23 protein-coding genes are annotated in these 25,586 nt (G+C 41.8%); 4 read left to right on the top strand and 19 right to left on the bottom strand.

The features are described 5' to 3' along the window. Window positions 1-57 precede the first annotated feature (57 nt). The 12 genes from BM736_RS08875 to BM736_RS08820 form a co-directional block, all read right to left on the bottom strand. Complete coding sequence (locus BM736_RS08875; protein WP_076411003.1) at window positions 58-627, bottom strand: hypothetical protein; 570 nt, start codon at window positions 625-627, stop codon at window positions 58-60. After that, window positions 614-1,165: a hypothetical protein gene (locus BM736_RS08870; protein ID WP_076411001.1), complete on the bottom strand. Its 552-nt coding sequence runs from the start codon at window positions 1,163-1,165 to the stop codon at window positions 614-616. The genes BM736_RS08875 and BM736_RS08870 overlap by 14 nt, the downstream gene beginning before the upstream one ends. Beyond that, a complete protein-coding gene (locus BM736_RS08865; protein WP_076410999.1) occupies window positions 1,162-2,406 on the bottom strand; it encodes a hypothetical protein in 1,245 nt (414 codons plus the stop codon). The genes BM736_RS08870 and BM736_RS08865 overlap by 4 nt, the downstream gene beginning before the upstream one ends. Window positions 2,407-2,450: 44 nt before the next feature. Then, the gene (locus BM736_RS08860; RefSeq protein ID WP_076410997.1) at window positions 2,451-3,713 is read right to left on the bottom strand and encodes a general secretion pathway protein GspK; all 1,263 of its coding nucleotides are present in this window, start codon (window positions 3,711-3,713) and stop codon (window positions 2,451-2,453) included. Next, entirely contained in the window at window positions 3,713-4,408 is a 696-nt protein-coding gene (locus BM736_RS08855; protein WP_076410995.1) for a type II secretion system protein J, read from the bottom strand. The genes BM736_RS08860 and BM736_RS08855 overlap by 1 nt, the downstream gene beginning before the upstream one ends. A 164-nt stretch (window positions 4,409-4,572) precedes the next feature. Further along, window positions 4,573-5,109: a PilW family protein gene (locus BM736_RS08850; protein ID WP_076410993.1), complete on the bottom strand. Its 537-nt coding sequence runs from the start codon at window positions 5,107-5,109 to the stop codon at window positions 4,573-4,575. After that, on the bottom strand, window positions 5,090-5,584 hold the full coding sequence (locus BM736_RS08845) for a type II secretion system protein (protein WP_076410991.1): 495 nt from the start codon (window positions 5,582-5,584) through the stop codon (window positions 5,090-5,092). The genes BM736_RS08850 and BM736_RS08845 overlap by 20 nt, the downstream gene beginning before the upstream one ends. Window positions 5,585-5,587: 3 nt before the next feature. Then, complete coding sequence (locus tag BM736_RS08840; RefSeq protein WP_076410989.1) at window positions 5,588-6,799, bottom strand: type II secretion system F family protein; 1,212 nt, start codon at window positions 6,797-6,799, stop codon at window positions 5,588-5,590. Further along, the gene (locus BM736_RS08835) at window positions 6,800-8,452 is read right to left on the bottom strand and encodes a GspE/PulE family protein (protein WP_083699987.1); all 1,653 of its coding nucleotides are present in this window, start codon (window positions 8,450-8,452) and stop codon (window positions 6,800-6,802) included. Beyond that, window positions 8,452-8,868, bottom strand: coding sequence for a type II secretion system major pseudopilin GspG (gene gspG, locus BM736_RS08830; RefSeq protein WP_256717764.1), 417 nt, complete (start codon window positions 8,866-8,868; stop codon window positions 8,452-8,454). Before gspG ends, BM736_RS08835 begins: the two co-directional genes overlap by 1 nt. Before the next feature lie 45 nt (window positions 8,869-8,913). Next, window positions 8,914-9,963 (bottom strand): UDP-N-acetylglucosamine--undecaprenyl-phosphate N-acetylglucosaminephosphotransferase, encoded by a 1,050-nt coding sequence (gene wecA, locus BM736_RS08825; protein ID WP_076410985.1) that lies wholly within the window; start codon window positions 9,961-9,963, stop codon window positions 8,914-8,916. Window positions 9,964-10,124: 161 nt separating this feature from the next. Beyond that, the gene (locus tag BM736_RS08820; protein ID WP_076410983.1) at window positions 10,125-12,899 is read right to left on the bottom strand and encodes an SLBB domain-containing protein; all 2,775 of its coding nucleotides are present in this window, start codon (window positions 12,897-12,899) and stop codon (window positions 10,125-10,127) included. A 588-nt stretch (window positions 12,900-13,487) separates the two neighbouring features. Between BM736_RS08820 and BM736_RS08815 the strand changes: the two genes are divergently transcribed. Further along, window positions 13,488-14,954 carry an MBL fold metallo-hydrolase RNA specificity domain-containing protein gene (locus BM736_RS08815; protein WP_076410981.1) on the top strand — a complete coding sequence of 489 codons (1,467 nt, stop codon included), beginning with the start codon at window positions 13,488-13,490 and terminating at the stop codon, window positions 14,952-14,954. Window positions 14,955-15,523: 569 nt separating this feature from the next. Beyond that, window positions 15,524-17,032, top strand: a complete 1,509-nt coding sequence (locus BM736_RS08810; protein WP_076410979.1) for a peptide MFS transporter — start codon at window positions 15,524-15,526, stop codon at window positions 17,030-17,032. A 189-nt stretch (window positions 17,033-17,221) separates the two neighbouring features. Here BM736_RS08810 and BM736_RS08805 read toward each other — a convergent pair whose 3' ends face one another. From BM736_RS08805 to BM736_RS08795, 3 genes are all read right to left on the bottom strand, one after another. Beyond that, the gene (locus BM736_RS08805; RefSeq protein ID WP_076410977.1) at window positions 17,222-17,614 is read right to left on the bottom strand and encodes a four helix bundle protein; all 393 of its coding nucleotides are present in this window, start codon (window positions 17,612-17,614) and stop codon (window positions 17,222-17,224) included. A gap of 83 nt (window positions 17,615-17,697) precedes the next feature. Continuing rightward, the gene (locus BM736_RS08800) at window positions 17,698-18,801 is read right to left on the bottom strand and encodes a response regulator (RefSeq protein WP_076410975.1); all 1,104 of its coding nucleotides are present in this window, start codon (window positions 18,799-18,801) and stop codon (window positions 17,698-17,700) included. Between the two features lie 51 nt (window positions 18,802-18,852). After that, entirely contained in the window at window positions 18,853-19,827 is a 975-nt protein-coding gene (locus BM736_RS08795) for a VacJ family lipoprotein (RefSeq protein WP_256717763.1), read from the bottom strand. A gap of 380 nt (window positions 19,828-20,207) precedes the next feature. On the opposite strand from BM736_RS08795, the gene BM736_RS08790 reads away from it, so the two are divergent. Together BM736_RS08790 and BM736_RS08785 are read left to right on the top strand one after the other, a co-directional pair. Continuing rightward, window positions 20,208-22,232 (top strand): hypothetical protein, encoded by a 2,025-nt coding sequence (locus tag BM736_RS08790; RefSeq protein ID WP_076410973.1) that lies wholly within the window; start codon window positions 20,208-20,210, stop codon window positions 22,230-22,232. Window positions 22,233-22,396: 164 nt separating this feature from the next. Further along, window positions 22,397-22,714, top strand: coding sequence for an EscU/YscU/HrcU family type III secretion system export apparatus switch protein (locus tag BM736_RS08785; protein ID WP_076410971.1), 318 nt, complete (start codon window positions 22,397-22,399; stop codon window positions 22,712-22,714). A 46-nt stretch (window positions 22,715-22,760) separates the two neighbouring features. On the opposite strand, the gene BM736_RS08780 is transcribed toward BM736_RS08785, so the two are convergent. From BM736_RS08780 to BM736_RS08765, 4 genes are all read right to left on the bottom strand, one after another. Then, window positions 22,761-23,165 (bottom strand): DUF2802 domain-containing protein, encoded by a 405-nt coding sequence (locus tag BM736_RS08780; protein ID WP_076410968.1) that lies wholly within the window; start codon window positions 23,163-23,165, stop codon window positions 22,761-22,763. Between the two features lie 90 nt (window positions 23,166-23,255). Then, window positions 23,256-23,747, bottom strand: a complete 492-nt coding sequence (locus BM736_RS08775) for a chemotaxis protein CheW (protein WP_076411178.1) — start codon at window positions 23,745-23,747, stop codon at window positions 23,256-23,258. A gap of 7 nt (window positions 23,748-23,754) precedes the next feature. Further along, entirely contained in the window at window positions 23,755-24,807 is a 1,053-nt protein-coding gene (locus tag BM736_RS08770; RefSeq protein WP_076410966.1) for a chemotaxis protein CheW, read from the bottom strand. Continuing rightward, window positions 24,791-25,582: a ParA family protein gene (locus BM736_RS08765; RefSeq protein WP_076410964.1), complete on the bottom strand. Its 792-nt coding sequence runs from the start codon at window positions 25,580-25,582 to the stop codon at window positions 24,791-24,793. The genes BM736_RS08770 and BM736_RS08765 overlap by 17 nt, the downstream gene beginning before the upstream one ends. Between the last annotated feature and the right edge of the window lie 4 nt (window positions 25,583-25,586).

Raw genomic sequence — 25,586 nt, 5'->3', positions numbered from 1 at the left:
ACTGATTTAACTGGCGACTCTCTTCAGAGTTGACACCTAGCGTAATTAATCATCGAGTTAGTCGAACATGCTGAGTATGATAGTCCGCTCGCCATTAACAAATTCTATTCTCGCTTGGCTGATTGTTTGGATAGTATAACTGCCCATCATCTGCTGTTGAGCGACACGGAGCTCTTCAGATTCACTGGTTTTAACATCAGTTTTAATTAGTACGGCAAAATACTGCTTATCCCAGAAGATACCTGATAAGCGATATTCATTGTCATCGATAAATAGTTTATCTAAACGGCCCTGCTGGGCTAACTGTTCAGCCTCTGACATGCCAGGCTTTGGCTTATTAACTACATTGGTGTTATCAATTTCTTGTTCAGGCTCAGGTAGATCATAGTTGGCATAGAGTTGATTGACCTTAGCTAGCACCTGCTGATCCAGTAGTGTATTGTCGGCATTAAGAATAGCTTGAGTCTCATTTTGACTCGACACGTCATCACTGCCAACATATAAGCGACTTGCACCGTCCCACATTAAAATAAGTAAAAAAAGCAGCCCCATTGACAACCAAGCCACTTGCTTGTCAGTAAAGTTCGCTAAGGAGCCTGGTAGATTATAAACATTAGTTGACGGCATCAGGGCTCTCCAATGGCATGAATCGAATGATGGCATTGCCGCTAAATGTCCCTAAAGACTCAGGTGTCTGCCCGCTCATGGTGAGACTTAGGTTTGTCACATGAACACTATCACCTAAAGCCGCAATTTGAGTGTGCAGTTGAATAAACTGGTTCACCTGCCCAGAAAACTGTAACCTTAACTGCAATGTCACCCCTTTTGCAGTCGCGATAGGATCGAGCCAGTTACTGCTTCTAATTTCAATATTATTTGCGGTAAACATCTGCTCAAATTGACGTTGTTTAGCAATTTGATAGCGGCCGATATCATTGTAAGTTTCACTGGCTTGATGACGTGCGGCTAACGCAGCGGTTAACTCATCACCAAAAGCCCGCAGCTTAGGCAGGTCATCAATATAGGCGGCAGACTTATCGAGCTTATTTTGTAAACTGTTGGTCTCCTCTATAGTCGCGTTTTGCCAATCAAATATGGGGACAACGACAAATCTCAGTACAAATAACACGGCCAGTAGGCTCAGTAGCAAGGGTTTATTGTTCATAACACTTGCTCCTTAGCACCTGAGCCGCTGCTTTCTTGCGCAGCTTGTTTCATATTATCTGTCACACTGTTTGCTGTATTCTGTGTCGCGATAGTTTCAGATGTATGCTCATCTTGACTAGCATCATAGGGTGCAAGTGAGAAACGGATAATAAAGCTCTCTTTATCATTACGCTGCTTTTTTACTGCCGTCGTGAATTCTGGGTCAAGTACCATAGGGTTATCTAACATGGACTCTAATATATTTGAGGCAGACTCAGCCTCAGCACTGAAGTAAACCTGCTCGTTGTTATAGCGGATAAATTTAACTGTTACCTCTTGCGCATAAAATGGCGCAAAAATTTGCCACACTCGCCACAAGGGGGGCTGCACTTCATTAATATTTTCAAATTGAGCTAGCTCTTGAGTACGTTGGGCAATTTGGCTCTGCAGACGTAACACGGCATTTATAGAATCCGCTTGCTCATCGATTTTCGACTCAGCACGATTATATTGAAACGACACATAGGCTGTACTCAGGGCTAAGTATACTGAAGCACAAACGATTGCAGGCAGTAGCAATGGCTTTAGTAGTGCTTGCCAGTCACGTTTAACCCGCTCAGAGCGACACCAAAAGCCTGTAAATAGCGCTTGACCTCGGCTAAACACACCTTGTATTAACTGCTTTGCTAAATCATCAGAGGAGAACTCAAGAGGTTCAGAGATACTCACGCCAGCAGCCTGAGTAAAAATTGGCAAAGTCTGGTTCGCACTCGCGCTAGAGAACAGGTGAGTCAAGGTATTGGTTAACAGTACTGGACGGCCATCAGTACTCAGATAACGCAAAATCTGATTAGGCGCTAATAAACCGGCAAGCAGATATGACTCAGGAATAACCAGAGCGATCCCTTTAGGGATAATAGCCTTAGGCACTTGCCAAATAGCGACGCGAGTTTTGCCCTCTGACTGATGCACCACCTTATAGAAGAGTTGAAACTCCTGCTGTAGGCCCTCAATCTCAAATTCGATAGCAGCTTTGACATCTTGCTTAATGGTGATCGGTAAGCTGATAGTACGCTCGATATAGTGATGCCTAGCAACCACTAATACCCTAGATAGCTTGTTTATATGAGACAGCTTGTTTAAATGACTTGACTCACCTTGCTCAATTTTATCAAAGCCAGTATCGGACAGGCGATATAAGCCATCCGAGTAGTAAAGTAGCGCTTTACCTATAAGCTGATTAATTCTTGTATAGTTCAATTGATACTCTTTTTTCGCACTGCTTAGCTATGAGTAGCCAAGCATTATATCTTAATTTCGTAAACGATATAGGGGTGTTTATCATAGGGTTGCATCATGATATCCAATTGCTTGGTCAACAAAACTTGATTAACACTTACCTGTATCTCGATTCGTAGTAAGCCACTATTTACAAAGTTGATGGTTTCATCCACCTCTAGTCCACTGAGGTTTTCAAACTGCTGTTGGTCTAACTGTCCTGTCTCTCTAAGCCTAACAATTTCATCCACCCTGTCTTGAGGCATATACAAGCCCATGACCCTAGGTGGTGCTATCATAGGATTGATATAACCTTGAGGCCTGATGGTGATATAGGGCCATAAAAGTTCAAGCATCTGCCTATTAAACCCCCTAACATGCCTCAGCTCTTGGTAGGTTTGCAAGGGCAAATTTGTCGGCATACCTGGGGTATCGTAAAAGCGGGCTTCGGCGCCATTGATACGCTCAGCATCATCACCGTCTTGCCAGTCAACCATGCTGTTGGCCATGATAGAGGGTTGGAGCTGTTCGAGTAACGCTGCAGAGTACTCTTGCTGATAAGCGTTCTGTTGCGAATGAGCGTTACGATTTAGAAAACCACTTTGGTTACTGCTTTCATAATTATTTCCATAAGAGTTTTCAAAATAGTTTCCATAAGAGTTTTCATAAGTGTCTATTCTAGGATTCGTCGAAAAAGAGTTGAGTAGCTCTTCGAATTTAGTCGCCCCATTGCCCCTGTATAAACTAATAAGTCCGGTTTGATCTTGCATGGTGATCTGCACATTATCACGACCTTCTAGACTGAAATTTTTCAACCGCGTACCGTCATCGTTAAAGCGGTAGGTCTCTTGTGGTTGGCTCGTAGAGAAGGCAGATTGATTACTAGCGAGATCTGACTGACTGGCTTGTGTTAAACCAAACGGCTTACCATAGAAGTTCCAGTTTTGGGCATAGCTATTATTAGAATGAATATCTCGCTGACGCTTTTCGGTTATCAGTGAAAATAGCAGTTCAGCCTCTGCGCTTCTTAACTCAGATTGTGCCTGAACGCGATCGACTATGGTTGATGCTATAGAAATTTGATTGCGAGCGGTCTGAGTAAACTGCATCGCCATGATACTAATCACTGCGGTGATCAGCAAAACTTGAAACAGAGCGATTCCTTTCTGCTTAGCATGCCAAGTACCATTACAATGAGAAAGACCAACCTTTGAGCGATGAGACCTCTTTTGTCTATTTATAGCTTGGCTATTCGCTGCATAGCTTGAGTTACTCGAATAAATGGACATTATTGATTCTCAAGCTGGGTAATACGGCTCAAGGAGCTACCTTGATCATTAACCATAGGAATGAGTATTTCAGCCTTATCCCAATAGATGGCAATTGACAATGGCATATAATTACTCTTTTCTGCATCATAACTGTCACGCCATAAAGGTCTAGCACCACTGTTAGTCATAGGATCTTCGCTGGCCATTTTTTGTTGGATATCTTTCCAACCAAATACCTTAAATTGGATATCATCAGCCTTGGCAATTAAAATTTTCTCGTGGCTGTAGTTGATCTCTTGCCCTTGGGTTATCACACCTAACTCAGCCTCTTGATACAAGAGGTATTTAGAGCCATCCTCGAAGTCTTCAACAGTAAATTTAAAGGCGACCGCAGATTTTGGGTGAAAAATAGAACTTTGAGTCACCGCATACATCTCGGTGGGGGTCGATTTGAAATAGTACCTAGGATTGTTAGAAACCCGATAAACGTAGGGAATAATCGAGCTAACAATATCATTCATCAAGATATAGTCTTTGGTCTGTGAGACATTCTTAGAAAAATGACCTAAGCGCCCTTCCCAGTTTGTAGTAAACAGTGAAAAGCTCCAACTGCCCAGCAACATGATCATAGATAGTATGGTCATGGAGATAAGTAACTCAACTAAGGTAAAGCCCTTTGAGAGTCTGTTGATTAGTTGGCTTTGTTTTTTCACTCGATCTCGGTTTTAAGTTTTAAGTTTTAAGTTTTAAGTTTTAAGTTTTAAGTTTGCCACTGTCATGCTGAACTTGTTTCAGCATCCAGCCCTTGGCTCTTAACTTCTGGATATTAGGCTGGCTCGTAGCTCGTAGCTCGTAGCTCGTAGCTCGTAGCTAAAGCTTACCTTTCCCAGCTCAGCTCTTTGTAGTTATATACTCGCTCTTTACTGCCTTGAGAAACAATTAATTCGACATTCCACAGGTAAAATCGAACAGGTTGTTCAACCCAGTCACCTTCATCGATATCAAACTTTTCTGCTGCGCCTTTCTTAGTAATCAGCTCAGTACTCCAGCGATAATCAACGCCAGCTAAATGCCCATCACCACTCATAGCTTCAGTCGCATTACCTCCACGTACATGGCCCTGAATAGTATTGAAAATCATACCGACACTGGCACTGAACTCAACATTATCTGATGCTTTACCACTCGATAACGCTGCCGTGCGATAAACCATCGTCATAGCAGTAACCGTCATGATCAATATCACTCCAGCGATCATCACTTCGACTAAGGTAAAGCCTTTCGAGCGGTTAACTAACTTGCTGCTTTGTCTGCGGCTATTATGCAACGTCTTTTTACGCGAAGCACTTTTATGCAAAGTATTGTTATACAAGGCACCTTTAGACAAAGCGCTATTACTCTTCGATACGTGCATCAACACCCTCAACGAGCTTAAAAAGGTTAACCTCTTCACTCTTATTCGGTAGCTCTATTACCATGGTCTCAGGATAGGGGTAACCACGACTATTAAACGTAATCGTTTGCGGTGCAAAGCTTAAGTAATCGAACTTGGTTTGTTGAAGTTCGCGATTAGCTTTATAAACAATCAATTGGTCTTTATTTAATTCAAATGAATGCTCTGTCGCACTAGCAAAGGCAATATAACTGACTTTGCTTATACTATTCTTAAAACTAATCAATTCTGACTGGGCTTGTGCGCGATCTAACATACGTAAGGTTAATGGGCCAACTAAAGACAGTACTATGCTCATAATCAGCATGACTACGATGAGTTCTATAAGGGTAAACCCCTTAGCACTTAACTTTTGGTTTTGGGCAAAGCTCTGCTTGTTTTTAGCTTTTAGTTCTGAACTAAAGTCAGCTGGTAGTTTAAGGTGAGATTTAGCCATGCATTAGATGCCGATATCATTAACAGATACGATACTCATCATCATGACTACGACGACAGAACCAACAATGCCACCCATAAATAGGATCATTAAAGGTTCGATCATGCTGGTCATTTTATCGGTCCAATTAGAGAACTCTGTGCGAGAGCGATCTGATATCTCTTCAAAAACTGGCGCCATTTTGCCGCTCTCTTCACCCACTTCTAACAGTGACATAAACAGATCGGGAAACAATCCACTTTGTTTAAGTGCTTTAGTGATTGGCTCACCTTTACGTACCTTGTCTTTAACACCCGATAGGTTACGCGCTATCACACGGTTTTTCACACTGCCAGCCGATAAAACTAAGGCCTGATCGAGCTTCACATCGGAATTGAGCATCAAAGACATACTACTGGCAAAACGGATACGCTCAATGAGATTGACAGTGTTGCGCAGTATAGGCAGCTGAAGCAATACATCATCAAACTTATGAGCAAAATGTCCCTGTTGCATCATCCAGCGAAAACCAAAGGCGATTGCAGCAACAACAACAAACAGATGGACTTGATAAGACTGGATCCAGTCAGACACACCAAGCAGTATTTCAGTATAAATCGGTAATTCAGCCGCATCAGCAAACATCACGGTTAACTTAGGTACCACAAAGTTGAAGATGAATAAAACTGAACAGATACAAACCAGTAAAATCACGGTTGGATAGGCGATCGCCTGAGTGATCTTACTTTTAAGCTCTTTGCGGTACTTCAGATCTTGTGCAAGCCCGGCAAAAACCGCGACCAAATTACCACTGGACTCACCGATGGTAACTAGGTTGATATACAAGTTATCAAACACTTTCGGATGCTTGGCCATCGCATCACTGAGACTTTGACCTTTACGCACGTCGTTAGACAGCTTGTTTAATAGCTCCGCCAAAGCTGAGCCCGATTTAGTCCTTGCCAACACAGACAAGGCTTTATCAATTTTAACCCCTGAGTTAAGCAACAAACTCAGCTCAGCAGTGACAAATTCGACATCATCTAGCGTGACAATATTACTATTGCCAAAGCTAAGCTTTATACCTTCTGCAGCGGGCTTTTTTTCAGTGAGTTGAACCGGGCGAAGTTTGTCTTTAACTAGCTGTTCTTTAGCTTGAATTGCACTACTTGCTTCAAGTTCTCCACTGACTACAGCGCCGCTACTGTCATAAGCTTTATACGTATATTGCGCCATTTAACCAGCAACCCTCAACACTTCCTCTATTGAAGTGGTACCTATCATTGCCTTGTAAAAACCATCTTCAAGAAGGTTACGGTATCCCCTCGCCTTAGCCGTTTCGCGGGCAACTAATGGGAAATGCTTATCTTTAGGCAATTTTTTAATCTCGTCGTCACAACGCAGATACTCAACAATCGCAATTCGTCCGCTATAGCCACTATGATTACAGTGTTCGCAACCTTGTGGTACATGAAGGTTGATATCTACACCGCATTGCTTGGCTAAGTCATTAAGCTGATATTTTTCTATTACTCCGGCCGCATCAGGGTGAGGTGCAGCACAGTGTTGACATAGTTTTCGAGCCAGTCGCTGTGCGATAACGGAGGTAATCGCCGCATTGAGCAAAAACTCTTCGGCTCCTAAGTCAATCAAACGCGTATAAGCACTTGCAGCGTCATTGGTATGCACTGTACTAAATACTAAATGACCCGTTAGAGCAGACTGCATGGCAATTTGTGCTGTTTCAGAGTCTCGAATTTCACCTAACATGATCACATCGGGATCTTGCCTTACTATGCTTCGAAGACCTGCTGAGAAGTCAAAACCTATCTCAGATTGCACTTGAACTTGATTAACCCCTTCAAGTTGATACTCGACAGGATCTTCGAGTGTAATTATTTTTACATCGCTGTTATTAATTGAGTTAAGGAAGGTATATAAACTGGTCGTCTTACCACTACCTGTAGGCCCCGTTAGCAGAATGACGCCCGCAGTGGTTTTAAGGTCTTCCTCAATCAAGTTACGAATATCACCGGAGAGGCCAAGTACATCCATATCGTACTTGATCGCTTCTTTTCGCAAGAAGCGCATCACTATACTTTCACCATCATTAACAGGCAAAGCAGAGACACGGATATCGAACTCTTCAGAAGCGATCTTCATCTCGATTTTACCATCTTGTGGCTTACGCTTTTCGGCGATATCCATGCCTGATAAAATTTTCAAACGTGATGCAATTGGCAAGCGCATCTTCGCAGGAAGCATCTCAATATCTTGTAATACCCCATCGATACGAAAACGAATGCGATACTTTTCTTGATAAGGTTCTAGGTGCATATCTGACGCACCGGCCTTTAGCGCTTTACCGATTAGTGAATTCAGTAAGTTAACCGTTGGTGCTTCAGTAGCCAGCTCCTTTAAACGCTCCTCTTCATCAGTAGAGAGTTCATTATCGGCCACTTGCTGATCAGCATCTTGGTAGTGATTAGCTAAGAATCCACTGGTTTCATCATCCAGGATCTGCAGTGAAAAATCGATTTGATAAAACTCTAGCTGCTGCTGAATATCAAAATTTAACGGATCTTGAACTGCAATGACCCAATGACCCTCTTCATTTATAAGAGGGTACCAAGACTGCTCAACCATTTTCGATAAAGCGACTTTTTCCTGCCACTCAGGAGCGTTCCACTCTTTAAGTGACTCTAGGTTAACTAAAGGAAGTTGCAACAACTTGCAATAAAGGTGAGGCAATGTCTCTTCAGACAGTGCCCCCATGTTGACAAGAATCTTTTCTAAGCGTCCATTAGCACGTTTTTGATAAGCATTCGCTTTTTCTAAATCGACTGATGAAACAGCGAAGTCTTGCGATAGTAATGTTTCAATATTCATTATTGATGGATAATATCTTCATTGTCATCTGTGCCACCAACTTGACCATCTTTGCCTAATGATCTTAGCGAATAAGGTAAACCACCTTCACCTGGTGATTGATACTGATATTCGTTACCCCAAGGATCGAGCGGTACATCTTTAGGTAGATATGGGCCGTCCCAACCGTGCTTTGTCGAGCTTCTTAGTTCAGCTAAACTTGATGGGTAAGACCCAACATCGAGTCGATAAGTATCGAGAGAGGTTTCCAGGTTTTTCATTTGCGCAACTGCTGTGCTACGTTGTGTTGAGCTAACCTTACTAAACATCTTTGGCGCAACCAGTGACATTAATAACCCTAGAATAGTTATCACAATGAGAAGCTCAACCAAGGTAAAACCTGCACCTTTTCGTGACTTGCTATGTAACTTTTTCAAATCTGACCTCATTCCAACTGAATATTGAATTGCTAATTAAGTCAATTATAAAAATCGACTTCTAAAACGTGAAATAATCTGCCATGCATGCTGGATGGCATAACTGTATAGGGCAAATATAATAATAAAGCTGATGAACATAATGACTTCTGGAACTTGATAAAGTTCCGAAACAACGCCAACAATTGTCATTAAGCTAGCGCAAAGGCTGATAATGACTAAAGACTGTCTTGGGGTAAAGCCTGCTCTCATGAAAATATGATGCAGGTGGTCACGATCAGGTTTAAAAGGAGAGTCTCCTTTATTAATACGCCTAAACATAATCGCAGCCATATCCATTAATGGAATTGCGATAAAATATAGAGCAGTAACAGGTCTAAATGCCTCAACACCTTCGCTAACACCTATCACCAGTAACCAAACTACAGTTAGTCCGATAAGCATGCTACCCGCATCACCCATAAAGACCTTTCTGAGTATCTTAGTTGGCCAACCTAAATTAAACATTAAATATGCAATCAAGGCAGCTATAAACAGCAAGGGTAATAAAAACCACTCACTGCCAACACGACTAAGTAGAAAAGCCAGTCCAGCGAAGGAGATAAGGCTGAGCATACCAGCTAATCCATCAATACCATCCACCATATTAAACGCATTAATTGCACCTATTACAGCTATCACAGTAAAGAATACCCCAACCACACTGAGGCTAATTAAACCAAACCCAAATAGATTACCTAGGTCTTTAAGGTAAAAGCCTGCGCCGAAAATCATCATAGAAGCGACGATAACTTGTGCAACTAGACGATACCTTACCGGAATATCATATTTATCATCCAGAACACCAATAAATAACAGTAGTGAGGCTGACACTAAATAGATATTTAGCGCTTGGCTATTTGGAATAAACACCATGCTGGTCGTTAACACACTAAGGTAAATTGCAAAGCCACCAATTAACGGGACCCTGCCTGAGTGTTGTTTCCTTCCTGCTGGAATATCGACAAGACCTACCTTCTCAGCAATTGGAATAACCCAACGGATAGCCATAAAGGAGACGATAAATGCGCAACTCAAGGGGATTATAAAATCCATGATTGCTTTCCTATTAACTTACTGATGATCAAACTTGAAAAACGTACAAAGTTAGCACTGCTTAATGATTTAAACAGTGCTAACTTATGTACAACATGTTTGCAAACAAGGAACTTTTTAAGGCTCTTTGTGAATTAACTCAAACTTTATAGCTAATATCTCTACTTAATATTAGAGATAGATGAAAATGCTACGGCTGTATTATAGATGATACTCGTTACCTGAGTCCAAAGGGTTAAGTTATCTTTGTATTCGGTATCTAGCGGTACAATAATCGTGTCACCTGGCTGCAAGCGGTCTTCGCTGCTAAACCACATTGAACGACTTGGTAGCATCACTGAACCGTTGGCTTTGATAACATAGGTTCTGCCATCATCAGCTCTTTCTCTAACCCCACCAGACATATTCAAATATTGGTCTAAGGTTAAACCCTCTTTAAACCTGTGAGTGGCCGCATATTGAACTTCCCCCATCACTGCAATAGTCTGCTTAGTTGATGGCACGTAAAGTACATCTGAATCTTCTAATTGAAGATCGGCCTGCTCAATACCAATAGAGATTGCAGATAGATCGACCACGAGTCGACCAACAGCTTCAATGTTTTCAAGATCCATCAGCATCATCTGAACATCTGAATAATTGACGACATCACCATCTTTTGAAACACCACGAGTAGCGATATCACGACGAAGCTGATCGGCTAACTTTTTAATTTCTAACTGCTCTTGAAGACGAACTGACTCACGAACAAATACTGATGAAGGAAGATACGCGTAATCAGTAAAGCCACCAGCACGTTCTATAACATCCTTAAGGCTTTCACCACGACGTATGTTATAAACCCCAGGGAAACGAACTTCACCACGGATCTCAACTGATTTATTTTCCTGCCATTCTGGCGTTGTCATCACAGTGAGAATATCTCTTCCCTTCAGCACTAAATCTGCATTTGGGTCTCCATTTAGAGCGGGTAATAATTCTATATTCTTATGGGTAATACTTGATCCATCAGCGAGAGTCACTGTACGAGTAAGCTCTGCTCTTGAGGTGTATGCCCCCTCTTTTAAGCCACCTGCAGCGCTGACAATATCAGAGATACGTGCATTGACAGGTAAAGGATACATACCTTCGTGGTATACCTGACCTTTAATGGCTACAACTTGTACGCTTGTCCCTGAGCGACTCTGGTGATTGAGCTTCATAATGATAGGGTAAAGCAGCTCACTTCTATTCATCAGTCCACTTAGCTTGATCAGCTCAGGATCTTCAAACAGGTTAGCCATCATGCGATTAACTTCACCTTTAATCGCTAAAGCTTCATCATCTTCCTCTTGCTCTTGTGCAACGACGACGCCGCCTAGTTGGCTACGATCTCTTAATTTTTGATTTTCTAGTTGTGAAAAACCAGCTTTAAAAAGATCTTTAGATAATGAATTATCTCCAACAAGTTGAACGACTTTTTCAACTCGTTCCCTAACTAAAGTGTTAAGTTCGAAGCGATTTTGAGTATCATCACTAAAATTGAAAAACATCACAATGTCACGAGGGCTGAGCTGAAGATCACTGCTTAGCTGTTTGTCTACAATGGCTTGGGATGGCGAGAACTGGTGAACTTCAATATCACCGTGTTTATTGATCTCTCTGATAATAATTGCGTAATCAAGATCAACTGATGAAGCTAAATCTCCCCATACTGATGGAAGTAAATCACTGATTTTTTGACCTTGATACCATTGATACTTACCAGGACGAACTACCGCACCAACGACTGTAATCGCATCTTCAAATTGTAGAGAAGAGGTTTTAACTTTTACAATATCACCGGCTTTAGCTTTAACAGAACGTTCACTGTCGCTGGTCAAATCAACATTTTTTATCGATCTTAAGCCTTGTTGATTATATCGTTCGATACTGCTGCTTTTAGGGTATGCGCCCCCCGTCAAGCCACCAGCCATATGGATAACATCACCAATTGTTTCATTCTTGCTTAGCTCATAAATAGCAGGTCTACGAACTTCACCATCGACAGATACTAGTCCGCCTACTGATGGAATAAATACCACATCACCTGAGCGTAAACGCATATCGTTAGAGGCGTCACCACGCATAAGCAGATCATAAAGATCTAAAGTACCAATCAATTTACCTTTGCGCTTAAGTTGAATATTTCTGAGCGAGCCAATCTCTGCAATACCGCCCGCGACAAAAAGTGCTTGAGTCATAGTTGATAGGCTAGAAACTGTATATGAACCAGGTTTATACGCATCACCAGCAACGAATACTCTGATTGAGCGCAGCTCACCCATGGTGATATTCGACTCAACCCCTATCATCTGCTGCTTGATACGAGCAGAGACCGTCTTACGCAGGTCCTCAAACTTTAATCCAGAAACTGAAATTGGACCTAGCTCCGGAAACTGAATGCTTCCATCACGACTAATAACCAGATCATACTCTTTGTTTTCTTTGCCATAGAGTTGGACTTTTATATTATCACCAGGACCAACCAAGTACTCACTAGGTACTGGAATATCTGAAACGGGTGAAAAAGTGGTAGGTTCACCTGCGAATAGGTCGTAACCATAGGGCTGTAGCTTTTTGGTGTCTCTATCTTTTTGATCTTTGAGAAATTGAGCGACTTCTTCAACGAGTATTTGTTGCTCTCTCATCTCTTTGGCTTTTTCATCCTCAACTTCACGAGGGTTGATAAGTTGAGAGTTATTAAAATCATCTTGTTGATTGCCTGTACCGCTCGGTGAGGCAAGCATTGATGGGTCGAGTCCATACTGCTTTGCCACTCTTTCTTGCTCAGCTTTGGGTAACTTTTTAAATTGCTCAATCATCTGCGGAGACGGGGTATTAGCCTGAACAGTCCCACTTAATAAACATATTGCACCAAGTCCTGCAATAATGAGCTTTTTGAATTTCAATAACACCTATAAATCTCCAAGATTTAAGCCAAAGCACTCGAGTCAAACGACGCATCTAGTAAAAGTGAAAGATAGAAAAGAATGAGCGATTTAGTATCGATTTAACTAATTACGGCTCTATTTGCAATAACCCTTGACTAACTTTAGGATTAACTTCCTTTCAAAATCCCGCTCGATTATACGCAATTAGACAGCCCAGTACAGTAGAAGATTATTCTGCGCTGACGACTAAACAAGCTGTTAACAAAAGTATATAAACAATCTTCACCTTTTTAGGCTTTCTTATATTCATACTCTTCTCGGTTTTACTCTTTTAGCGATGCGATTAGTGTATCAAGTAGAAACATTGCAATCCTGCCTAGACATAAATAAAGCAGATATAATGCTTGTATATGAACGTAAAGAAGTCACGGCACAGAAGGGCTGAAATACCGCCACTCCATCACAAGCAGCTTTAGCCTCCTCTATACGAACCAAAAAATCGCCATTACAGGAAAAAAGCGGTACATTGATTTAGTACGTAAGGCAAATAACAAGCTAAGTAGCAAATACAATTACAATTACACAAAATGCATGTAATACAAGGAACGTATTATGACCACCTCCCCTATAGCTAGTATCACCCATCATGGTGCAGTTAATGGCGTAACAGGTTCATGTCATCAATTAAATATTCATGCTCAATCAGCTGTTTTGGTTGATTGTGGTCTATTTCAAGGTGCTGAAACGGCAGGGAAGAGCTCTGCAGAGCAAATGAGCATAGAGTTTGATATCAGTCAGATCACAGCGCTATTGGTTACTCACTGTCATATCGATCATGTTGGTCGTATCCCTTATCTTATCGCTGCAGGTTTTAATCAGCCCATCTATGCCTCAGTCGCAATTGCTGCGCTATTGCCAATTGTGATTGCAGATGCTCTTAAAGTCGGTGTCACCAAGAATAAGCGGCTCATAGACCTCTACTTAGATAAGCTAAAGCAACTTATTGTTCCAGTTGAATACGATACTTGGGTAAATATTCAGGTATTGCCACATGCATCCGATACAGATCACGTAAGTCAACATCTTGCTTTCAACAGCGCAAAAGCGAAATTTAAACCAGCGGGTCATATTTTAGGCTCAGCTTATATCGAAGTTGAACTCAGTCGGCCTACAGCTCCAACTGCACACTTAACCGGGAATAATCATCGTGTTGTGTTTTCTGGAGATCTTGGTGCTACTTACACCCCACTTCTACCTAGTCCGAAAAGTCCTTACAGAGCGGACACTTTAGTCATTGAATCGACTTATGGGGATAAAAATCACAAAAACAGAAAGCATCGCAGTAACAGTTTACGTAAAGTGATTGAAAAGGCCGTTATCGATAATGGTGTAGTACTCATCCCAGCTTTCAGTATTGGGCGGACACAAGAAGTGCTTTATGAGCTTGAACAGATTATTCATCGGCAATCCAATAGCCTGCTATGGCAGCAAATTGAAATTATTGTTGACTCCCCTCTTGCAGCCAAATTCACCGAGCAGTATCTGTCTTTCAAACAGCTTTGGGACAAGGAAGCTAGAAAAGCCCTTGAGCAACACAGGCACCCTTTGGATTTTGAACAACTATATACGGTTAACACTCATAAAGAGCACCTTGCCACTATCGATTATTTAGCTAAGCGTAACAAACCCGCAGTAGTCATAGCCGCAAGTGGTATGTGTAGTGGTGGCAGGATAATGAATTATCTAGAAAGGTTTTTAGTAGAGCCTACTGCCGATGTGGTTTTTGTCGGCTACCAAGCAAATGGCACTGCAGGCAGAGACATTCAGCATTATGGTCCATCAGGCGGATATGTTGATATCGATGGTAATAGGATAGATATAAAAGCTGGCATACATACCATATCTGGCTATTCGGCCCATGCAGATCAAAGTAATCTGATTAACTTTGTAAAGCGAATGCGCCGAAAACCGCAACATATCCGTATTGTTCATGGCGATCAGGCGGCCAAAACCGCTTTAGCAGGTAAATACAGAGAGTTATTGCCGGAGGCAGAAATTGAGATAGGGGTTGAGAGCTAAGCCGATAATTGCTCCATGCATCTTCGGCATTCCTGCAGTCCCTTGCGGTCAGATGACGCTACGCTGATAAAGCCAAGAGGACGGCGTTGCCTGAAAAGCTATGAAGTCGCTAGCGCAAAAATGCTTAGATGATGCTTAGCTGGGAGCTGAGACGACGCTTCGCTATTGGAACAGATATGGTACGACAAAATCCTCGAGGCTAATGCGTTCTCCTACATAACTGTAAGCGGCATAAATAACGATAGATAACGAATGAAACAATTTTTAATTTCACCACACCTTTACACCCTAGCTTGTTTAAATACTCAGCATTCACGCCTGCAAAATTGACAATTGCAATCAGAAAAAGGTATATAAGGTGGGTTTCGTAGAATTTATAGCTCCAAATATTAAAATATAACAATAGTCTGTTTCTAAATTGTTGCCAACCATGTTAGGGAAAGCACAATTAATCATGAGCTTAAGTTAGTATTAATGCTCTAAGTTACCAGACTGTAAAATAAAGTAATAATAATTTTTCTGTAGTGACACTTGTTCTACAGGCAATCACAAGCGAAGGTGGAAACTTAATGAGCGTAGCAAAACCCCAAGGGACGATGCTCGGGCATCCAAAGGGACTGTTCCTGTTGTTTACAACAGAGTTATGGGAACGTTTCAGTTATTACGCAATGCGCGCCATTTTGGTGCTTTATCTGGTTGATCAGGTTCAAACTCACGGCGGAGGAGGGCTTGGTTGGACACAAGCTGACGCACTATCTCTTTACGGTACATTTACAGGTCTTGTTTATCTTACACCTCTTATTGGTGGCTGGCTTGCCGATAACATATTAGGTCAACGTAAATCGATCTACATCGGTGGCGCGTTAATGGCCATTGGTCAGTTTACCCTAGCAGCCCCTCATGCTTGGTTCCCAGGTTTAGAAACAACCGTTTTTTACATCGGTTTAGGCACACTTATTTTAGGTAACGGCTTATTTAAGCCAAATATCTCAACTATGGTTGGTGACCTTTATGAAGAGGGCGATCACCGTCGAGATGGTGCATTTACCATCTTCTACATGGGTATTAACTTAGGTGCAGCCTTATCTGGCTTTATTGTTGCTTGGGCTTACACGCAATTTGGTCATACTGAAATTGTCGATGGCAAAGAGATATTTATCAACAACTGGCAGGCAGGTTTCTTCTGTGCTGGTATTGGTATGGTCGTTTCTTTAATCATTCAGTTTTTGTTTGCTCAAAGATTACTAGGTGACATAGGTACAGTACCTGCTGCTAAACTTGATAAGGCGGAATCTGAAGCTAATGGTGAAGTTCGTAAAGAGCCACTCACAAAAATAGAACGCGATCGCATCAAAGTGATCATGGTGATGGGTCTATTTACCGTGATTTTCTGGGCAGGTTTTGAGCAGGCCGGTGGATTAATGAACCTATTCACCAATGACTTTACTGACCGTATGATTGGCGGCTGGGAAGTCCCTACCACATACTTCCAATCACTTAACGCAATATTTATCGTAATTTTTGCTCCGGTTATCGCCTCTATCTGGATCCGCTTAGGTAAGAATGAGCCGAACTCTCCGGTTAAGTTTGCTTTGGGTCTAATCCTGTTAGGTATTGGCTTCCTATTTATGATCGGTGCTGTACTTCAGATGGGCGGAAATCCTGACGCTAAGTCGAGCATGTGGTGGTTAGTCGGTGCATACTTCTTCCATACAATGGGTGAGCTTTGTCTATCTCCTATTGGTCTTTCAATGGTAACTAAACTTGCTCCACTGCGTATCGCATCACTGATGATGGGTACATGGTTCCTATTTATTGCGATAGCAAATAAAGTTGGTGGTATCGTTGGTTCGTTTATTGGACATGGCGGCGCGAAAGAAGAGCAGCTAGCAAATGCTATGTCAATCTTCGCAGGCATCGCTATTACAGCTGCAGCCTCTGGCATACTGCTATATTTCATGGCTGACAAGCTTGTAGATTGGATGCATGGTGCTGAAGGTAATGAGAAACATACAGAAGAGCAAATTCTTGAAGAAGAGATTGCAGTTACTGCTGAGCATGAAGGGATAAAGCATTAAAGAAGGTTCGAGATACGAGTTCCTAGGTTAATAGGACTTGATACTAACCTTGTTATCTGTAACGCCTCACTTGTAAAAGTGAGGCGTTTTATTATGAAACAACTAATCATAACCCCCTAGATACGATGACTTACATCGATATTAAGTACCAAGCCTGAATGATACATCTCATGCCTATAGCAATTGCTCTCAGTTAGTTTTAGCCTTATCTTCCACAGGCGATTCATTCACATCTTCTTGCCTAATTTTGATCAGGGCAGCCAGCATGGCTGAAATCTGTTTAGTTTCATCAATAAGACTCAGCCCCTTATCTCTATCTATGAGTTCGACTTCGATAGCGATATACAGCTGGGTGGCGAGATCTCCTGCGGAACCTTTTGAATAGTATAGGAAGCGAGCAGAATCTTTAGCGGAGGAGCTCTCTTCACCTTCAGCAATATTGGAAGGAATGGAAAGTGAAGATCGAGTTACTTGATCTTTAAAGCCATAATCTCTGCAATTATTGAATAAACGATAGATATCACAAACTAAACGCGAAGAACGACGCCAGACTTCGAGATGTTCAAAAGCATATTTTCTCATCACACAATCCATAGCTCTGAAAAACTATCAAGGCAAGTATTGAGCTAATACCTCGTACCTAAACGCTCGCCACTAGAGCCTTCTTAAAAAGACAGCTGTACATAACCACCAGTTGGTATTTGTTTGTCGTAGGCAAGACCATGAAATTGGTTCTCAAGTAACATCTGTTTATGCTCAGGTTTATTTGAAGCGATACAGAGCTGCTCGCCGGGCATTAACGTTCTAAATTGGGCACTAGGGTGACCCCAATCTAATATGCCTAATTGAAGTGAATCAGGAAGGGCTAAAGGCGTTAAGCCTTGTTGGTTGCGGATATAACAACGCAAGCCATTACCAGCCTGCGCAATTGAAGCGCGATATTGAGTTAACTCGACCACCACATAAGCTATGTCAATACAGATATCTAGCCCTGACTTTGTCATTCTCTCATTGAGATAGCTCAGCATTTTATAGGGCTCGATAATCGCTGCCGTCGTACCATTACGAAATAGCTTTAACTTCTGATTGACGAAGCTTTTTAGTAAGACACTTGCAAATGCAGCTCTATTATCTTGCGGATGAAAGTGCGCCATATACATAACAAGATGATTGTCACCGACATTGACTGTATCAATAAAGTAAGCACTCACCTCATCGGTTTTAAATAGGCTGTAGTCAACTTTTGCTGTCAGATAATTAATTTGGGAAGGGGGAAACAGTTGCTGCTGCACACTTTTAGCTGCCTCCTCATTTTGCTCTAGTAAGGCTAAATTATCTTGTAGCTCTTGGTAAGATAGCTCCTCGATATCTTCAAGGTGAACCTCTTTTGAGATAACAGACTCTAAACACTGTTTTATCGCGTTTTCAATCAGAAAAAGATCTGATACCGGCTTGACCAGGTAATCGCTCGCGCCAATACGTAGTGCTTCGACCACATCAGCCATAACCTGGTTACCTGAGATCACAATAGAGGGGATATTAGCATTAAGCTCTGACATCTGTTTTAGCATGTCTAGGCCGCCCATGATGGGCATACTTAAGTCTGCAAGTACGATATCAAATGCAAACTGTCTAAATTTTTCTAACCCTTGCTCACCATCGTTTGCTTCTATGACCGTTGCCCCCCTGCTATTAAGAAAGGTGGCAACGACTCTTCGAAAAACGGGGTCATCTTCAACAAGTAATATTACTAACTCTTCTAGCGCCATCAATGGTCCTTTTTATAGAAGACCTATTGAGTTAATAATACTCTAGTCTTCTTAATCTAGCTCCTGCATATATTCATCGAGTAGATCATCTTCATCTTGATCTACAGGAACATTTCCATCATACACCTTATAGTCCATATGTTGAAAATAAGCTTCTTTAACAAAAGTATATGGATCTAGTGCATTATCAACTAAGCGTTCCTGATCGATAGCTGATGCACGACTATGCAGGCTTTTCAAGCCCCACTTAAGCAATGATTGCCATATAGTAAGCTCTGATAAAGGAAAGTATAGATCATCTACCCAATCAGATGCGAGTTCACGTGTAACATAAGGTCCTAGAAATGGTGCCATAAAATAGGGACCATTAGGGACACCGTAGTAGCCTAAAACTTCATTAAAATCGTCTTGTTTACGGGGTAAGCCCATCATATCTGCTACATCGATAACCCCCAACAAACCTAAGGTCGTATTGATTGTAAAACGGCCTCCAGCATTTGCAACCCAGCCCCACTTCCCTTGTAGGGTGTTATTGACTATCGCATTGGGTTCTTCAAGATTTAATACGAAATTATTAACCCCAGTTTTTACTGGCATAGGAATATAGTCATTGTAGCCATGAGCAACCGGGCGATAGAAATACCTGTCCATAAATAAATAATTAAAATCCCATATGGCTCTATTAAAGCCTTCTATTGGATCTCTTTCATCGGTATAGCTAATGGTTACAGTCGCTTCATCTGCTTTTACTTGCTCTTGACTAGACTCAAGGGGCGAAGCCGCAAGTTCAGCGCTATGGGTTAAGGTGGTCTTATTTATAGTGGTCTTACTTGTATCCGTCTTACTTGTAGTGCTCTGTTTATCCGTACTGTCGTTAACTGTATTGGGTAAATTAATACTCTTCTGGTGCAATGCAGGGCTATCCGCTGGAGGCTGGCTCGAGATTAAACCGCCCTCTTCAGCAAATAGCTGCCCATGAAATAAGCTGAGGGCCGTTACAAATGATGCTATCCATCTAAACTTCATATTCATCTCTTCGATAATGCAGCCGAATCCATTTCAGCTACTACAACTAATAACTATCGGTATAACGTTTGAGCATTCGGACAGTCTTATCTGCCCCCTTTTATCAGCACTTCCCCTTTAATATAGGCCAGAGCACTGAACCTATAAACTGTAGGTATTACACACTATAGTAAAAGTAGATAGTTTATACGAAACACTAAAGGCCTGAGGCATCAAGTCGATAACAAGATGAGCTAAGTGCGTTTCAGATATAAGTGTAACTAACTAGACTGCTGAGTGTGATTTTCGTTACAAGAGTGCTAAGGATACTTAGCCATAGAAATAGATCAAACTTAAAATCATAAAAAATGTAAATTTAAATATGTTGATAGGATGTTTTGATGGTAGATCCACTCAGTTCGATAACTCATCCCAATGTGTCTAGTACACCTAAGAGTGCGACACCTATAGATGCAACACAGCCACAAGCGCCCAGTAACAACAGTGCACAAACAAGTTTGGCAACTGGCAGTTCGCCTATAGCGAGTGGCGCTTCAAAGACGGCAGCAAACTCAGTAACAGCCAACGTAAACGCTAATGAAGTCCAAATACCAGTATCTCTCAAACTCAGTAGCAAGTCTGATACTCTTGTGGTTAATTCAATACGTTATCAAGTTACTTTTCAGACCACTGCAGACAGAGCTACTGCTAAAGCTTCAGTTTCATACTTGCTCAATAGCCAAATAATTAGCGCCTTATCAGGTTTCTCTAAGGCTAGCCCTGCAGTGACTCAAACCGGTGAAATAAAAGCTACAGATATATCCGCCCATAGAGGAACACTATTAGTTTTAGGTAAGCCCATATCAATACCACTGCCAAAAGCACTACAACAGCTGATTACTGAGCAAAATATCAACCTTAAACAGTTACAACAGATTAGTGCTCGGGAGCAGGGTTATATATTGCCCAAAGCTTCTCTTATCCATCAAAACCTTATCTTTGCTAATGAAAGTAAAATACCTTTACCACCTAAAACGCTACATGAGCTGACTGCTCTGGCTGCTACTAATAGTGCTACTAATGGTGCTAGCAAATCTACAGGCTTAACTGTCATACCCAGTATTCATTACCAGAACAAACAGTGGATGCTCACATTAAAACCACAGCTCGGTGACCTCAACATCAAAATATCGCCAGAAACGGCATCTAATATGAGCTCACCAGTTAACCTTCAGCAGACGATTATTGCAAAGCCAGAGATTTCAAATATCTACTCACAGCTATTTAAGCTATTGAGTAGCAGTGATACTGGGGCAATGCAGAGTTCGAATAAAGAATTCACTAATCCGTTGTTGAAATCAACGCCAGGCCATGACATCCAATCAAAGATAATGCCGAACCAATCGAGCTCAACCAAAGTAGATAAGTTAGGACTGCCCCAAGAGCAGGCTAAAGAACAAACTGCAATTCAAGCAGCTAAACCAGGCCTCATACAAAATCATCTTGAAAAAGCCCTAGGTAAAGCAGGGAGCCTGCCTGAGACTGTACTTACAAAGCCTTCCGTTGCAAACTCATCAGCTGCAACTTCATCAACGATAAACGCATCTAATCTAAGTCAACCTTATGAGAATATATTAGCAAAGAGTGTAAGCACGAATAAACCGCTGGACAATCTATTCTCAAAACTTGCACTTATAATTCCACAGCTGAAACCTTTACCACTTGGTGCTCTGGCAATCCCAAACACAATCAGACAGGAGTTAGCTGGCTTACTTAATATAAACTCCCCCATAACAATGCAGAGTCAAAGCTTGTCTGGCTTTTCTCACATGAACTCAGTTTCTTTGCTGTTTCAGCTACTTCTTGGTGTTAGAGCTAACAATACAGGCAACACGAGTAAAGCGAACATTTCAGCTGTAAAGCACTTGCATAAACTGCAGGCCCAACTGAGCAACCAGAGTGCTTTATTAAATAGCTTAGATAAAGCTGGGGCGACAGAAACCATAGGAAAGCTAGTTTCCAATTTAAATATATACTCCCAAGCGAGTAATGACACTAGCACAGCGGCTAACTGGTATTTCACCCTCCCCTATTCACTCAATCAGCATCAAGAGCAACTAGAGGGTCACTTTAGTAAAGAGGTTGATAACGATGATGAAAACAGTAACCACTGGCGCCTTCAGTTGAAATTCAACCTTAATGAAGGGCCACTGCTCATTCAAGCTAATGTAAAAAACGCTCGATTGAAGATGCTTTTTAATGGGGATAACCATGCATTATTAACCAGGATTGAGCAACTATTGCCTCCATTAGTAAAAAAAATTGGTGACATAGGCTTAAGACCAGACACTGTCGAAACTAAGTTTGCAAAAGTGCCTGCGACTCTTTTGCCTGGTGAGCACTTTTTAGTGAAGGTCAAAGTATAGATGAGGGGGCTATAGGTCAAAGAAGGTTTTAAAGCTTAGTAAGGCAAAGACGACGCCGACACATTGGCTGCCACAAGCCAGATCCTGAAACTAGTTCAGGATGACAGGCATAATTATTTGTAGGAGGGTGCTTTTGCCCCGAGGCTCTAATAAATGGAAATAAGATGAAAGATGAATCTAACAAGAAAAATGAGCGAGAAGCCGTAGCACTTAGCTTTGATGGCCATAGCGCTCCAACGGTATCAGCTTCTGGTAAAGGTCTCCTCGCCGATGAGATAATCGCTATCGCCCAAGAAGCTGGTATACACATACACAAAGATCCACATTTGAGTGATTTTTTACAGCGATTAGAACTAGGAGAGGAGATCCCAAAAGAACTCTACCTTTTGATTGCAGAGTTAATTGCATTTGCTTACATGCTCGATGGCAAGTTTCCTGACAAGTGGGATAATATGCATCAGAAAATAGTGGAAGAGGTTTAAATTGCCCTAGCTACTAGGATACTAGGAACTAGATGCTAGAGGCTTACTAGCCTTTTCCATGTAGTCGGATCAATAGCTCGGCTTCTGCCTTTGGAATTTCACACTCTTGAATTAACTCCTCAACACCTGCCCCTAAATCAACCATTTTCATTGCTCGCGAGTAAAGTTTGGCTTGAGGATCTTGCTGGCTGGCCTCATCAAATTTGGCATCATGCTTTGAAGTGCGTTTTTCAAGTTCTAACATCCGCTTGCCTACGCCAATAGTGCCACTTCTTAACTCTTGAAGCTCTCGCTTTACTGTTTCACGCTGTCGGTCACTCTCTTTAATTAATAACGTCAAAGCCTCAACTTTTGCAGCAAGTTTCTTTGTCTGTTTTTGCTGATACAGCAAGAAACCAAGACTGACTAATACATACACTAATGCCGCAATTAAAATTCCATCACTGGTCATGAATAAGACTCTATAAAGATAGGGCTCCTAAGACCTTTAAAGTCTCAGGAGCTGGATAGTAGAAGCTGGTTGTTATGAACTTAAAGTAGATTAAACCTGTGACAGCTCCATCCACTCCTCATCAGACAGGAGTTTATCTAGGTCAACGAGAATCAATAACTCATTATCTCTGTTGCTAACACCTTGAATAAACTTAGCACTCTCTTCAGTGCCTACATTCGGTGCATTATCTATCTCAGAACCACGTAGATAAACCACCTCGGCAACACTGTCGACTAAAATACCAATCACTTGCTTTTCCGCTTCGATGATCACGATTCTTGTTGAGTCATCGACATCTGCTGATGCGAGCCCAAACCTAGAACGTGTATCAATAACAGTAACAACGTTACCGCGAAGATTAATAATACCAAGTACATAATGAGGCGCGCCTGGGACAGGTGCAATCTCAGTATATCTCAACACTTCTTGAACCTGCATCACATTGATACCATAGGTTTCGTTGTCGAGTCTAAAGGTTACCCACTGCAACACTTCATCGTCTTTATTTACTGCTACTGCTACATTGTTTGCGTCTGACATATCTACCTCAACCAACAGGGTCCTGACTACCTAAACCTGCATTTAAAAGTTCTATAAGTGCGTCGACATGTAAAATGCCGCACATCTGCTCTCTAACGACTCCAGCTAACCACGGGCGCTTTCCTGCATTACTGCGCCAATTGACTGCTGATTTGTTAATTTTTACTGAGTTGACTAACGATTCGCAAGTCAAACCCCAATTGCTATCTTCTAATAATACAACATATTGATAGTTTACGGTTTCAGCTAATGATTTATCATACTTCTCAGGCATCACCCAGGCACAAGTATCGACAATATTTAATTGTGACTCTCTATGAGTTTGAACACCTTTATACCAAGATGGCCTACCCATAATATGATTAACTCGCTCTAATTGAACTATGCCACCTAAGCTCACTAAAGGAACGGCTAATGTTAAACCTGCTACCTTAAAGAATAGTACTTGAAACTCATCATCGAGAGTTTCTAGTAGATCTTTTGTTACTTTTGGAGGCGTTGACGCAACTTGCTGTTCAACCTCAGCCTTTATCTCAATACTGCTACGTACTTTCTGCGTATTTTCCGCTTTACTTTTTTCTTGAATCTTTGGCTCGACCTTAACTGTCGTAGCTATATGCGGTTTAGTTTCTGTTGCAAGCTTTGCATTAACGCTTGTTTTAGCTTCTATTTTGGTTTGAGCTTCTGTTTTAATTTCAGCTTTGACTTCTGGTTTAAAGACTGGTGCCAGCAGTTGCTCTAAAGCTTGTTTATCTAATTGAGGCTCAACTTTATCCAGCCTTGGCTTAGCTGCAACTGTTGCAGTCGGCTTAACTGGCTTTGCTTTAGACAAAGCAGGCTGAACTTGCGGCTCCTGTTGCGGTGACTCAAGTTCACGCTTGTTTGCTATAGGTGAAGCTGTTTTTTCTTTGACTTTTTTATCTGTGACTATATTAGGCTTAGCAGCCTCAGCCTTTGCTTCTACATTAACCTCTGTGGCCACTGTGATACTTTCATCCTCAGTATCGGCAAGAAGCACTGAGAAATAATCGAAAACGGCTTCATCAACTAAGCTTGTCATGAGATAACACTCCTGCAAGCAAATAGTCTAGTAGTCTCTCATAAGCCTTTACACCTCTGCTATGCGGCGCGTAATGAGAAGCAGGTAAGTGCGCTAGGCTAGCATCTCGAAACTTAGTATCCACAGGCACGACATCCGGCCAGAGGTGATCGCCATACTCCTCACCTAAATGTTGAAGCGCTGATGAAGAAGCCTTTGTTCGTCTGTCATACATAGTTGGCACTACGGTATAGCTATACTTAGTCTTTTTAGAGCGTCCCATCAAAATCATGGTTTTTATCATGCGGTCCAGACCTTTTATAGCCAAAAACTCAGTCTGAACAGGTACTATAATGTGCTGGCTAGCGGCTAGGGCATTGACCATTAAAACCCCTAGTACTGGTGGGCAATCTATCAAAGCAATGTCGTACTCATTCTCCACTGAAGCAAGCGCTTTCTTTAAGATGAGTCCCATCCCCTCTTGATGTCCCAAAGAGCGGTCTAATGTCGCTAGCGCCATTGTAGAGGGTAGTAGTGCTATGCCTTCGACAGATGTCGGAACGATATGCTGCTTCACTACACTCGCATTGAGCTGTTTATGAGCTAGAAACACGTTATAAAGCGAGCCTTCTACCTCTTCAGAGTCTACGCCTAAGTAGTAACCTAATGAGGCGTGAGGATCGGTATCGACCATCAAGACACGCAGGCCACGCTTTGCTAGAGTTCCAGCCAGACTTGCTACCGTAGTTGTTTTACCTACGCCACCTTTTTGGTTTGCAATTGTCCAGACTTTCAAAAAT

The sequence above is a fragment of the Shewanella sp. UCD-KL12 genome (assembly GCF_001957125.1).
Lineage (GTDB): Bacteria > Pseudomonadota > Gammaproteobacteria > Enterobacterales > Shewanellaceae > Shewanella.
Note: the sequence above shows the minus strand (reverse complement) of the source record. Positions and strands in the feature narration are given on the sequence as shown.